At 60.5% G+C, this 11,589-nt stretch carries 13 protein-coding genes; 8 read left to right on the forward strand and 5 right to left on the reverse strand.

Annotated elements, in window-relative coordinates; genetic code table 11:
* Window positions 1-10: 10 nt before the first annotated feature.
* Window positions 11-523, reverse strand: coding sequence for a hypothetical protein (locus tag LMT64_RS09900; RefSeq protein WP_126352063.1), 513 nt, complete (start codon window positions 521-523; stop codon window positions 11-13).
* A gap of 226 nt (window positions 524-749) precedes the next feature.
* On the opposite strand from LMT64_RS09900, the gene LMT64_RS09905 reads away from it, so the two are divergent.
* Window positions 750-1,130: a helix-turn-helix domain-containing protein gene (locus tag LMT64_RS09905; protein ID WP_126352062.1), complete on the forward strand. Its 381-nt coding sequence runs from the start codon at window positions 750-752 to the stop codon at window positions 1,128-1,130.
* 42 nt (window positions 1,131-1,172) lie between these two features.
* Here LMT64_RS09905 and LMT64_RS09910 read toward each other — a convergent pair whose 3' ends face one another.
* Window positions 1,173-2,186 carry an ABC transporter substrate-binding protein gene (locus LMT64_RS09910; RefSeq protein WP_126352061.1) on the reverse strand — a complete coding sequence of 338 codons (1,014 nt, stop codon included), beginning with the start codon at window positions 2,184-2,186 and terminating at the stop codon, window positions 1,173-1,175.
* 224 nt (window positions 2,187-2,410) lie between these two features.
* Between LMT64_RS09910 and LMT64_RS09915 the strand changes: the two genes are divergently transcribed.
* The 4 genes from LMT64_RS09915 to LMT64_RS09930 all read left to right on the forward strand — a co-directional run bounded on the left by LMT64_RS09915 (window position 2,411) and on the right by LMT64_RS09930 (window position 6,682).
* Window positions 2,411-3,814, forward strand: a complete 1,404-nt coding sequence (locus tag LMT64_RS09915) for an ABC transporter permease (protein ID WP_126352060.1) — start codon at window positions 2,411-2,413, stop codon at window positions 3,812-3,814.
* The gene (locus LMT64_RS09920; RefSeq protein WP_126352059.1) at window positions 3,811-4,779 is read left to right on the forward strand and encodes an ABC transporter ATP-binding protein; all 969 of its coding nucleotides are present in this window, start codon (window positions 3,811-3,813) and stop codon (window positions 4,777-4,779) included. The genes LMT64_RS09915 and LMT64_RS09920 overlap by 4 nt, the downstream gene beginning before the upstream one ends.
* Window positions 4,776-5,540, forward strand: a complete 765-nt coding sequence (locus LMT64_RS09925; protein ID WP_126352058.1) for an ABC transporter permease — start codon at window positions 4,776-4,778, stop codon at window positions 5,538-5,540. The genes LMT64_RS09920 and LMT64_RS09925 overlap by 4 nt, the downstream gene beginning before the upstream one ends.
* Window positions 5,541-5,709: 169 nt before the next feature.
* A protein-coding gene (locus LMT64_RS09930; protein ID WP_229253457.1) for an IS630 family transposase occupies window positions 5,710-6,682 on the forward strand; the annotation gives its coding sequence in 2 pieces (ribosomal slippage) (window positions 5,710-6,132 and window positions 6,134-6,682; 972 coding nt in all).
* Here LMT64_RS09930 and LMT64_RS09935 read toward each other — a convergent pair.
* Complete coding sequence (locus tag LMT64_RS09935) at window positions 6,671-6,910, reverse strand: hypothetical protein (RefSeq protein ID WP_170166022.1); 240 nt, start codon at window positions 6,908-6,910, stop codon at window positions 6,671-6,673. The two genes, LMT64_RS09930 and LMT64_RS09935, sit on opposite strands and share 12 nt — an antisense overlap.
* 209 nt (window positions 6,911-7,119) lie before the next feature.
* Between LMT64_RS09935 and LMT64_RS09940 the strand changes: the two genes are divergently transcribed.
* The 3 genes from LMT64_RS09940 (at window position 7,120) to LMT64_RS09950 (ending at window position 9,884) form a co-directional block, all read left to right on the forward strand.
* Window positions 7,120-7,761, forward strand: coding sequence for a hypothetical protein (locus LMT64_RS09940; RefSeq protein ID WP_126352601.1), 642 nt, complete (start codon window positions 7,120-7,122; stop codon window positions 7,759-7,761).
* Between the two features lie 44 nt (window positions 7,762-7,805).
* Window positions 7,806-8,702, forward strand: a complete 897-nt coding sequence (locus LMT64_RS09945) for an LptA/OstA family protein (RefSeq protein ID WP_126352599.1) — start codon at window positions 7,806-7,808, stop codon at window positions 8,700-8,702.
* Between the two features lie 138 nt (window positions 8,703-8,840).
* Entirely contained in the window at window positions 8,841-9,884 is a 1,044-nt protein-coding gene (locus tag LMT64_RS09950; RefSeq protein WP_126352598.1) for an LptA/OstA family protein, read from the forward strand.
* Between the two features lie 259 nt (window positions 9,885-10,143).
* On the opposite strand, the gene LMT64_RS09955 is transcribed toward LMT64_RS09950, so the two are convergent.
* Both LMT64_RS09955 and LMT64_RS09960 read right to left on the reverse strand, forming a co-directional pair.
* Window positions 10,144-11,067, reverse strand: coding sequence for a lactate/malate family dehydrogenase (locus LMT64_RS09955; RefSeq protein WP_126352596.1), 924 nt, complete (start codon window positions 11,065-11,067; stop codon window positions 10,144-10,146).
* Window positions 11,064-11,540, reverse strand: a complete 477-nt coding sequence (locus tag LMT64_RS09960; protein ID WP_229253203.1) for a universal stress protein — start codon at window positions 11,538-11,540, stop codon at window positions 11,064-11,066. The genes LMT64_RS09955 and LMT64_RS09960 overlap by 4 nt, the downstream gene beginning before the upstream one ends.
* Between the last annotated feature and the right edge of the window lie 49 nt (window positions 11,541-11,589).

The following is an 11,589-nucleotide window of genomic DNA, read 5'->3' on the forward strand; positions in this document are numbered from 1 at the left end:
TGCGCCCCGCTCAGCGACCGATATGCAGTGAGACGGTGTGCGAATTGCTACGGGCCAGCCTGTTGCAAGACAGTTTGGCCCCGGCGTAGTTCAGCCGTGCCCCGCTGGTACAGGCCGCCAGCCATTCCTCCAGGAGCGCATAGCTGGGATGCTGCCCCGTCAGGAGTGCTGCAAATCCGGCACTCAGGCGCGTGGCTGTGCCGGGCTGAGTGTAGGTAAAGCGGTTAAACGGCTGCGGCGCCATGTTGTCTGCCGTGCTGGGCAGGGTCAGGTTCAAAGTGCCACTGATTACCCTTCCCCGCTGGGTAAACAGCCTGACTTCGGCGTGGGTAGGCGGGGTGGGAGCGGTCAAGTACACAAATTCCCACAGATTGCCGGCAATCGGGGTTCGCCCAGCCAGCTGACAGGTGGTTTCGGCGCAGAACCGGGTGTTTTGAAGGGCAATCGGTTGGCCTAGGAGACCAGCCGCCTGAGCATTCGGGCCAAGCAGCAACGCTGCGATAAATGGCCATGTCTTGGTCATGTATCTACTTTGGCCCATCAACCTGATGCTCGGGTGAAAAGGGGCGGGGCAGCTTACAGAGGGCATCCCTGGAACCATCTACTTCTAGTGATCATTAACTGCTGCTATCTACCGCTAAATGACCTAAAGTGGCCACAAAGGAGGTGATGACCCTAGCTGGTCATTGTTGATAAAAGTTGATGTGAGTTAGCGAGGGATATACGTGGGTCTGGGTTAGTCTGGAGGTATGACCCAGGCTCAAGATGAAGTGCTGACCTTAGAAGAGCTGTCACAGCTGCTCAAGGTTAGTGAGACGACGGCCTACACTCTGGTGCGAAGTGGAGAGGTACCAGGACGTAAGGTGGGCCGCGAGTGGCGCTTTGTGCGCTCACGGATTCTGGCCTGGCTGATGGCCGCAGGAGATGACATGAACAAGGAACTGAACGGCGCAGTGGGGCTGGACGAGCAGGGCGGCGAGTACAAAACCGAAAACGGCCAGGAATACGTGGCCATGTGGCTTCCTTTGTCACGCGCTGAGAAAGCGGTGATCGTAGAGAAAGCCGCCCGTGACGGTGTCATGCTCAGCACTCAAGTGGCCGACTACCTCCGCGACTGGGCCAAAGAGTAACCCTGCCCAGGCCCCTGGTCCACCGGCTTCTCGGAGGAACCGTTACTGCTGGCTCAGCCAGTCCTGCGCCACTTTGGCGGCGTCTTCTCCATTCACGGCGATTCGGCCATTCAACTCGGCCAGGGTGGTTTCATTCAGTCCGGCGAAGATGGGATTCATGATGTCCGCAATCTGAGGAAATTTGTTTAAGGTTTCCTCGCGTACGGTCAGCGCCGGCTGGTACACCGCCACGGCACCCTCGGGGTCGGTCAGGGCAACCAGCCCCAGGGCACCGATGGCACCGTCGGTCCCGTAGGCCATCGCCGCGTTCACACCGCTGGTTCCCTGTGCAGCGGCAGTTTCGGTCTGGGTGGTGTTCCCACCCGGTACGATGACCAGTTGCTCAGGCGTCAGCTCAAAACCGTAAGTGGCTTCAAAGGCCTTGAGTGCGTCGTCGCGGTCCACGAATTCCTGACTGGCTGCCAGCTTGACTGCGCCTCCGTCATTCACCCAGCGGGCGAAGTCGGCCATGGTGGCCAGGCTATTTTCTTCGGCCAGTGCCTGTGGCACGGCGACGGCCCAGGTGTTGTTGGCCGGGGCACGGTCCAGCCAAATGATGCCATTTTCGGCGTCCAGCTCCTTGACAGTGGTATAAGCCTGCTCGGCGTCGCGGCTGACGGCATCGTCAATGGTCGCACCCGCTTCGTTCAGGATGTAAATGGCACTTCCGGTGTATTCGGGGTACAGGTCAATTTCGCCCTGCTCCAGTGCGGCGCGGACCACATTGGTGGCCCCGGTGCTGCATTTGTCATTGACGGTGAACCCAGCGTCAATCAGGCTTAGTTTGGTGATCTGGCACAGCAAGGCACCTTCGGTGTCAATCTTGCTTCCTACTGTTACGGTTCCGGCTTCCGCCGCGTTCTGGGCCTGGGTGGTGTCAGCCGGTGCATTGTCCGTTTCGGTCGTGGTTGCGGGGGTCTGGGTGGTCTGAAGAGCGTCATCCTGCGGAGCGCAGCCAGCCAGCAGGGTGGCTGTAAGGGCCAGGAGAGGCAGCCGGGAGAGGGGGGCAGTGTTCATGATTCCTCCAGGGGCAGAGTGGAATGGGGCGAGAGATGACGCGGGTAGCTGGCCTGAGATCGGGGTGGGTTTTGCCACGGATAGACCAACTGCGGCAGCGGTCATGTGACGTAGTGGCCTACTGCGTCCAAAGTACGGCGCAGAGCCCGGCCAGGAGCGCAGTGTTAAAGCCTTACTAACGTGGCTGCCGATTTGCCGCCGTATACCCGACCTACAGTGGATGGATGAACCGCTCCCGCCCTGCTCCCATTGTCCTGCTGGGTGCGGCGCTGGGGCTGCTGGCCCTGTTGCTGCCCTGGGTCAGTTTTCGTGAGAACCGACTGGTGCAGGGCGAGGGCCTCAACCTGTTGACGACTGGGCAAGCCCTGGCCTGGCTGCTCCCTAGCTTATGGGTCGCCCTGGGTGCCGCTGCACTGTGGCTGCAGCGGGGGCGCGGTTGGGTTGGGACAGTTCTCTTTGTGTTGATCTGCGCAGCGGCCAGCATGTTGCTGGGGGGCGCCGCTCTAGCGCTGGTGAATGCAGAGCAGCCGCTGGCCCGTGTCTCTCCGGCGGGTGGATTCTGGCTGACGGTGGCAGCACTGTATGTGACAGGCTTCGGTGTATCCCGCTGGGCCCAGGGGCCGGCCCGCTGGGCTGGGTGGCTAGGGGCCGCCGCCTTCGCGCTGATGCCCTTGGTGGGCTGGTGGCGCGAGCTGGGGTTGGCACAGGAATACGCCAATATCGCCTCGGCTTTCTGGCCGCAGTTGGGGATGCACCTGGCCCTCAGTCTGACCGCCCTGCTGCTGGCACTCATCCTGGGGTTGCCGCTGGGTCTGGCCGCTGCCCGCAATGAGCGGCTCTCCGGCGGGGTGCTGGGCGTGGCGGGTTTCTTGCAGACCATTCCCTCGGTGGCACTGTTCGGGTTGTTGCTGCCAGTCTTCGCGGCGCTGGGACGGGACACCACCTTGGGCGCCTATCTGACCTGGGCGGGCGGCGCCTTGCTGCTGGGAGGGCTGCTGCAGCGCTTCTTCGGTCACCGCTTGCTGGGCTTGTTGGGTGGCTTGCTGGGCTTGCTCGGAGTTCAAGCGCTGCTGCTGCTTATAGGCCTGACCGTGATTGGCGTACTGGAAAGGACCTGGTCAGGTGCGCCGGGGCTGGGGGCTGCTGCCTGGTCACTGGGTGCGCCGCTCTCCACCTGGGGCATTCGGGGGATTGGGGCGGCTCCCGCGCTGCTGGCACTGACCATCTACGCCCTGCTGCCTATTGTGACCAACACCTTCGTGGGCCTGCGCTCCGTGCCGCCGGGCCTGATTGACGCGGCCCGCGGCCTGGGCATGACACCGGGCCAGATTCTGCGCCGGGCCGAGTGGCCCATTGCTCTGCCGTTCGTTATGGAAGGGGTGCGGGCGGCGCTGGTGCTGACCTTCGGAATCACGACCATTGCGCCGCTGATCGGAGCGGGAGGCTTGGGCTTTTTCATTCAGCGTGGCGTGGAGGGCAATGTGCCGGACCTGGTCCTGTTGGGGGCACTGCCTATCGTGCTGATCGCACTGCTCCTGAGCGGCGTGGTGGCCTGGTTGGGGGAACGCCTGACGCCACCAGGTCTACGCGCTGAACCTGAAGTGGTGGGCCAGGGAGGGCCGATATGATCGAATTCAGAGATGTAACCAAACAGTTTCCTGGCGGCCCGGAAGTGCTGCGTGGCATTACCCTAGCGGTGCCAGAGGGTGAACTGGTCGTGCTGATCGGCCCCAGCGGTAGCGGTAAAAGCACGCTGATGCGTCTGGTGAACCGCCTGATTGAACCCACCTCCGGCAGTGTTTGGGTGGATGGGCGGGATGTGGCGAGTGCAGATGTGGTCGCGCTGCGGCGCAACATCGGCTACGTGATTCAGAGCGTGGGTCTCTTTCCGCACCTGACCGTGGCACAGAACGTGGAGCTGGTTCCTAGCATTTCAGGTGTGCCTGCTGCCCAGCGTCGCCGCCGCGCCGAAGAACTGCTGGCCCTGATGGACCTGGACCCCGCCAGCTACGCCGAACGCTATCCCCGGCAACTGTCGGGTGGGCAGCAACAGCGGGTTGGCATTGCCCGTGCCCTGGCCGCCGATCCCGACTACTTGCTGATGGATGAGCCGTTCAGCGCCCTGGACCCCATTACCCGTGAAGGATTACAGCGCCAGTTTGTACGTCTCAAGAAGGAACTGGGCAAGACGATCCTGTTCGTAACGCACGATGTCGAAGAAGCGGTCCGCCTTGGTGACAGCATTTGTCTGCTGGGCGATGGAGTCATTCAGCAATTCGGCCCGCCCGATGAACTGCTGCGCCGCCCGGCCAATGACTTCGTGGCGTCGTTTATGGGTGAGAGCCGCGAGCTGTTGCGGCTGGGTCTGCGTACGGCGGCAGATCACATGACTGCGCCTGACCCAACTGCAGTGGGTGAGGTGCGGGCCGAGTGGAGCGCTGACCGGGCCCTCTCGGCCGTGCTGGGTGCCGGAGGCGGCCCGGTGCAGGTCTTGGACCACTCTGGTGCAGTCGTGGGGGCTTTGCGCCTGAGCGACTTCGCCGACGACATGGCGCATAAAGGCTCTCTCTCTTCCCCCAGGCCACCCGCATGAACCGTGCCCGCCCAGATCGGCCCCTGGGTACGGTGATAGGCCTGGCTGCCGCCTGGGCTGCTTTCTTCTGGCTGGTGGCCCAGCAGGAACTCTGGGGTGCAACCATGCGCCGCCTATTTCCACAGGTGAGCACGCCTATCTACGAGCGCAATACGCTCTGGGAGTTGACCTGGCAGCACCTGGGATTGACCGCCACTGCGATGGGACTGGTCATCGTGATCGGCGTAGGACTGGGCCTGTGGGCCACCCGGCGGCAGGGGCGTGAATTTCTGCCGCTGGTCAACAACCTCACCACGGTCGGGCAGACGTTCCCGCCCATTGCCGTGCTCTTTCTGGCCCTTCCGCTGGTGGGGTTCGGGGGCACGGGGGCTATTGCGGCACTGACCCTCTACGCCCTGTTGCCCGTAACCCGCTCTACTGTACTGGGTCTGCAAGCTGTCGAGGCGCCACAACTGGACGCTGCCCAGGGCCTGGGCCTTAGCCCGCTGCAACAGCTTTGGCGCTTGGAGGTGCCGGTGGCACTGCCCGCCATCCTGTCGGGTATTCGTACGGCGCTGGTGCTGACGATTGCCACCGCCACCCTGGCCCCCATGGTCGGAACAGGCGGCCTGGGTGTGCCGATCATCGCCGGGCTAGGCGCGGACAATCTGGCGCTGATCCTCCAGGGGGCCATTCCAGTGGCGCTGCTGGCGCTGCTGGGTGAGCTGTCCATGCGGACGCTGGAGCGTTGGCTAACGCCCTGGCGGCCCACCGCTGAGTAACCAGACTGTGCTTTGCCCAAAAATGCCCCAGGCATTGCTGGGGCAAGGTAAGGGGTTGGTTTTATTCGGGCACTGTTTCCAGGCTATTGATAACGCGGTAAGTTCACGACAGAGTTAGACTGAAACCGTGAGTGAGGTTTGGCGGCCCAGCCGATGGACACGTCAGCAGATGGAAGAGCGGCGACTCGCCGCTCTTCCGATGCTCTCCGATATGACCCTGTCCTCCAAGACGATTGCCCAGCGTTTTGGTGTCAGCGCCAGCACTGTTCGTACCTGGCGGCAGCGCTTACGACATGGCGATACCCTTGAAGCTACTTTCTCCTCTGGACGTCCCTCCTTTCTCACCGATCACCAAGTGGCTGAAATCATGGCGATGATTGAGGCAGGGCCAGATCCACAGCGTTTTCCAGACGGGCGCTGGACTACCGCACGTATTCGCGACGAGATTGGATGCAGATATGGTGTCTGGTATGACCACGACTGGGTCGGAAAGCTGCTGTTACGCTGGGGCTTTTCCTGGCAGAAAGCAGAAAAACGCCCGTTGGAACAGAATGCTGAGCAGGTCGACGCTTGGCTGGAAGCAGAGCTTCCAGTCCTGGAAAAAAAAGATAGATGATGGTGAAACCATCGTCTGGGCCGATGAAGTCGGAATCAGTATGAAGCCCGTGATTGGCAACACCTGGGCCACGCGTGGTCAGACCCCAGTGATTCTGGCCAAGACCAATTGGAAAAAGCTCTCCGTGATTGGCGGGATTACGTCTAAGGGCCAGTTTTTCCAGCAGACACACGAAGGGTCGGTCAAAGCGATGGGCTTCATCGCATTTTTGACGCATCTGATGCGACACATCAAGGGGAAGATCACTGTTGTGGTGGACAACGCTAAAATCCATAAGGCGAAGGCCGTTTCGGCCTTCGTATCACAACATGAACGACTGAGCCTAACGTACCTGCCACCGTACAGCCCTGAACTCAACCCCATTGAACGAGTGTGGGCCTATGTCAAACACCACCAACTCGCCAATTTTTGCCCAGAGACGCTGGAGCAACTCAAGGCTTACCTCCGTACGGTATGGCCGAAAATCCGCTATCGGCAACTCCCAGCCAAATTGCTAGGTATCTACCCTGAAGTGTTACCGACTTAGCACGTCATCAATAAGTTGCACAGGTCCACCGCGGCCATCCGAGTATTTGTCGCTCAGTCCTGCGATCCTCAGGCCACCGCTGGCTGTACTGCCACTCTCGTCCCAGTGCAGGGTCTCCACCGACCAGCGGCCAGGTCGGAGGTACAGAACCCGCGCGGTAACCTCTCCAGCCCAGATGCACTGCACGTCTTTAGGGCAGCGGCTGTCCTCTACCTCCAGAATCAGCACACTCCTGTCCTCAAGGGGACGCAGTTGTCCAGGTGACACAGTGATCTGGGCAGCGGATGCTACAGATACAAGGCAGCAGGTAAGGAGTGAGAGGGCTTGGCGCATGCCAGGAGTTTAGCCTGATCAGCTGACGCAAAGCTGTCTGAGGCATCAAGTGTTTGTCAGGTCTGCCCCATCACTCTCATGAGAGCGGCTCCTAAAGTAACACTGTGCTGAAAGTCGGTTCCTATGTTCTGGGTGCGCTCTTGCTGTTCGCACTGGTCTTTGCCCTGATGCCGGCCAGTAGCCCGCGCACAGCGACGGGCGCCACCCTGAACGACGTCTCCCTGACCCTGTATCCTGCCAACGATCCCGAAGCACACTGGACCTTTCAGGCCGATCAGGTCGTCAATGACCCGCTGAGTGGCGAAACCCATCTCAGCACCCTTAAAGAAGGTGGGCGCTGGGTCAACGGTTTGGATGCGAGCGGTCTACCCACGGGTGAAAAAGTTCTGGACGCCCGGCTTGCCGCCGATGACCTGACGATTGACAGCCAGGACAACATGACCACGCGTGAAGCCACCATCACCCTGATTGAGCAGTGTGCCGATATTCACCTGAGCGGTAATGACGCACAGCCTGTTGTGGTTCAGCAGAATGTGGGGTTCAGTGCACCGCTGGCTGAGGTTGATGCTCCCGGATTCAAGTCCGAGATTCCCGATCTGGCCATGACCTTCGACTTCACCATTACTGGAGGAAGCGCCGACAGCCAGACCGGCTGGGATATGAACGCCACTGAGCAGTGTGTGGACGGTCAGATCGTCCCCATCTCATCAGCCCAGAACCTCGGCGCAACACACCACTTTTCTTGACCTAACCCCCGATACGTTTCTTTCCAATTTCTAAGGAGCCCACCATGACCCTGACCCAAACTGCCAAAAAAGCTATTGCCCTGAGCCTGCTGACGGTTGCCAGTGCCGGAGTGCTGGCCCAGGCCAATTCCAACCGCATCATCAACATTCAGGGTGCGCCGCGCGGTGATCTGCGTAATGGCCCGATCACGTTTACTGGCAACCCAGTTCGCGCCACGGTCAGCACCCTGTCTATCACTGCCAAGGAAGCTCGCCTGGCTGCGCCACAGGGCCAGACCATTGTCGCTTCGCAGGGCAAACGCAACTCGCGCTTTATCGGTGATGTGCGGGTGCAGCGTGGCCGTCTGTCGGCCCAGGGTGAGAATCTGGTCTACAACGAAGGCACCGGCCAGGGTGTCCTAAGCGACAATGCTCGCGCCTCTTTTGCGCCTGAAAACCGTGGCGATACCGTGCAGATCAAGGCACAGAGCATGAGCCTGGACGTGGACAACAATGTCTCGACCTCCAAGGGCAGCGTGGTGTTGCGTCAGGGAAATCAGAGTGCTGCTGCCTCGCAACTGGTCTTTGACGAAGACCGCGAGCTGGGCGTCCTGACCGGAGGTCCACGCCTGCGTCAGGAAGCGGCAGGCGGACAGAAAGACATCGTGATTACGGGCAACGAAGTTCGCGCCCTGACCAAAAATGAAACCGTATACGTAAAGGGCAACGTGAAGCTGGTGCAGGGTTCGATCACCACGACTGGTAATGCCCTGTTCTACGACGACACCAAGAACGTGGCCTATGTGGTGGGAAACGCAGTCAGCCGTGATTCCAGCAACGGCACCACCGTCCGTGCTCCTGCCAGTGGCGCTCTGGAGCAGCGCACCGATCTGTCCCGCGTCCGTACGCTGAGCAGCGGGTTCAATATTCCTACGGCGCAGTTCAAGCTACGCGGTGAATAAGCTTTGCCAGAAGGAAAAAGGGTCAGTTGCGGCTCTTTTTCCTCTGGGCTTCAGCGAGCATCAGCCTGAACCATTTCGGGTGGGATGCTCTTTTTGTTATGGCCATCTTCAGCCAGTGGGTGGTCAGGAAAGGGTCGCATGAGCCGCCACATCCAAACATTACCGCAGCGGGCCTTATTGCTCGTCCTCTTGGCTGGACCAGGCTGGGCGACGGCTCAGGACTCGGCCCCAGTCGATCCTCCCCCCCCCCCAGCAGATACGCTTGACTGGGACGATGAAGGCTGGGATGAGATCAAGCAGTGGGCCGAAGAAACCGAAGATTTGGGGCAAGACACAACCGCAACTCCGGAGGCGGGCAGTGAGTACTCCGAATTGCAACTGGTCCGCCAGGGCGACGATGGCAAGGAGCGCCGGATCGGCGTGGTGCGTAAGGGCACCGATGAAACGGGCATCTTTGTCTTCTGCAACCCGCAGGAGCAGGACGGAGAGAATGCTCCCGGCCTGGCGGTTTTCAGTAATTCTGGCCCTGAAGGCGTAGAAATCAGCATTGATAAGAACGTTATTCAGGTGCCATTGGCCGTCGTGACCCAGACTCGCCGTGCCGACGGAACTTCAGGGGATGGCAATATTGAGGCGAGTGCTGGAACGGCGGCTTACGTGGAGAATATTCCCGAAGGTGCCGAGGATCGCCTGACCCGCTGTGGTGTCCAGGTAGATGCTAAGAATGTACCTGGGTCGGTACGGGTCACGCAGGGCCAAACCCAGCTCACTGGGCAGTCTCTGCGCTACAGCGAAACGGACGGTGTGGCCCGGGTCACAGGCCCGATCACGTTCAAACGCATCCCATCGGCAGAGCAAAGTGGAACCACCGAGCTTTCGGGTACGGCCGAGGGGATTGAAGTAGAGGTGGATACCGAGCGTACCCTGCTGGTGGGCGATGTAGTTCTGAATTCCAGCGGGGGACGGGTCAGCCGCGCCGCCCGCGTAGAGTACGACGATCAATCCAACCTGGCCCGGTTGATCGGCACCCCGGAGCAGCCTGCGGTGAGTGAACGGGGCAAGGAGCGTCTCCAAGCTGCCGAAATCCTGTATGACCTTGAGCGCGACGAAGCTGTGGCCTGGGCCTCCGAAGGTGTCCGAATCACAGGCGAGTTCGTGGATGAGGAAGCCGCTGCGCCGTAAAGTCGAGCATTGCTCTGCTGGCCTGTTTGGTCTTCCCAACGCCTCTCTCATACGAATTCAGGATGAATCGTTGCTTTCTACGATTCATCCAAGGCCACTGGGACTGGTACAGCTGCAAAGCAGACTAAGAAAAACACGGATTTCGCAAGATAGAGACGCAAGCGGTGCTTTGTAGGTTGTGTCGGAATTAAGCGAAATCCGTATAAGACATTGTTGGCTGGCCGCTCTTTCCTGCTGGGTTTTGTCCCTGGCAGCGGTGTCAGGCTGGCTGACGGCTGAGCGAGTCCAGAGCGTGGCGCAAGGTTTCGGCGCTCTGTTCAAGCTGTCCCAGTTCCTCGGCGCTGAGTTGTGGCATCAGCGTTTCTTCTATGCCGCCTGATCCCACAATGCGCGGTAGAGCCATCGAGATGCCGTAATCGGTCGGCCCAGTGACCGTGAGAATAGCGCGGCGGTTGAGGATCACCGCCTCGGTGATGCGGGTCAGGGCAGCGGCAATCCCATAATAGGTGGCCCGCTTGCCGGAAATAATCGCAGCGGCGGCATCACGCGTGCCGTGGTCTATCTCGGCCATGATCTCTGGGGTCCAGTCCAGATTTCGGGCAGCCATAAAGTCGGCCACAGGCAGTCCGGCGATTTTGGCGGTACTCCAGGCCAGCACTTCACTGTCGCCGTGTTCCCCCAGCACATAGCCATGGACATGTGTGGCGTCTACTTCGGCCCGCTGAGCGATCAGGTGGCGAAAGCGGGCGCTGTCCAGCACCGTGCCGGATCCCAGCACGGCTTGACCCTCTGCTGCGTGAGTTGTGGTGAGGTCAGTCAGGAGATCAACCGGGTTGGTGGCCACGATCAAAGGGGCCTGCGGCGCAGCGGCTGACACTTGTGGAATCAGCTCGGCGAAAATATCGGCATTGCGCTCAAGCAGCTGCAAGCGGGTTTCTCCCGGCTTTTGGTTGGCCCCAGCTGCCACCACGATGGCCCCGCAACCTTCCAATGCGTCGATCTCGCCACTCACGACACGCGTGCCGTGGCTGACCGGAGCTGCGTGCGCGATGTCTTCGGCCTCGGCGCGGGCGCGTTCAGGGTCCTTGTCAACCAAGACCAGATCCGAGCAAGTGCCGCGTAGCGTCAAGGCAAAGGCCGCCGTCGACCCAACCAAACCGCTTCCGACTACGCCGACTTTCATAGATGATCCTGGGTGTGGCTTTGCTTGGATTTGTGCAGACGCACCGTCAGTACGGGAACCGGGCTACGGGACACCAGCTTTTCGGCAGTGCTGCCCAGGAAAAAGTGTTCCAAAGCGCCTTTGGCGTGGGTTCCGACAATCAGCAGATCAGCTCCCCACTTCTGCGCTGCGTCCAGTAGGCTGTTCACAGGACCACCGACCAGTTGTTCATAGGTTTCGCTGCCTTGTACCAGGGCGGCCAACTGCTCAGCGTCCTGGTTCTCTACCGATTCCAATAGAGCGGGATCGTAACTCATAGGAGTCATGCCGCCGATCAGATCGGGTGAGGCCATCATCCGTACATCCACAGCGTGCAACAGGCGCAGGTCGGCACCTGGGAACCGCTGCCGGGCCAACTCCAGGGCGTACAGTGAGGACGGCGAAAAGTCGATTCCAATCGCAATACGGCCGAACGAACCTGTGGAGTTTTGCATAGCTCAGCTTAAAACGTTGGCGCTCGTCAAATGTCCGGGTCTAAACGAT

The sequence above is a fragment of the Deinococcus radiophilus genome, from assembly GCF_020889625.1.
GTDB classification, from domain to species: Bacteria; Deinococcota; Deinococci; order Deinococcales; family Deinococcaceae; genus Deinococcus; species Deinococcus radiophilus.

What these genes read in the sequence shown, in the direction of transcription:
- LMT64_RS09900 (WP_126352063.1), bottom strand. Translation starts at nt 523, where the DNA reads ATGACCAAGACATGGCCATTTATCGCAGCGTTGCTGCTTGGCCCGAAT.
- LMT64_RS09905 (WP_126352062.1), top strand. Translation starts at nt 750, where the DNA reads ATGACCCAGGCTCAAGATGAAGTGCTGACCTTAGAAGAGCTGTCACAG.
- LMT64_RS09910 (WP_126352061.1), bottom strand. Translation starts at nt 2,186, where the DNA reads ATGAACACTGCCCCCCTCTCCCGGCTGCCTCTCCTGGCCCTTACAGCC.
- LMT64_RS09915 (WP_126352060.1), top strand. Translation starts at nt 2,411, where the DNA reads ATGAACCGCTCCCGCCCTGCTCCCATTGTCCTGCTGGGTGCGGCGCTG.
- LMT64_RS09920 (WP_126352059.1), top strand. Translation starts at nt 3,811, where the DNA reads ATGATCGAATTCAGAGATGTAACCAAACAGTTTCCTGGCGGCCCGGAA.
- LMT64_RS09925 (WP_126352058.1), top strand. Translation starts at nt 4,776, where the DNA reads ATGAACCGTGCCCGCCCAGATCGGCCCCTGGGTACGGTGATAGGCCTG.
- LMT64_RS09945 (WP_126352599.1), top strand. Translation starts at nt 7,806, where the DNA reads ATGACCCTGACCCAAACTGCCAAAAAAGCTATTGCCCTGAGCCTGCTG.
- LMT64_RS09950 (WP_126352598.1), top strand. Translation starts at nt 8,841, where the DNA reads ATGAGCCGCCACATCCAAACATTACCGCAGCGGGCCTTATTGCTCGTC.
- LMT64_RS09955 (WP_126352596.1), bottom strand. Translation starts at nt 11,067, where the DNA reads ATGAAAGTCGGCGTAGTCGGAAGCGGTTTGGTTGGGTCGACGGCGGCC.
- LMT64_RS09960 (WP_229253203.1), bottom strand. Translation starts at nt 11,540, where the DNA reads ATGCAAAACTCCACAGGTTCGTTCGGCCGTATTGCGATTGGAATCGAC.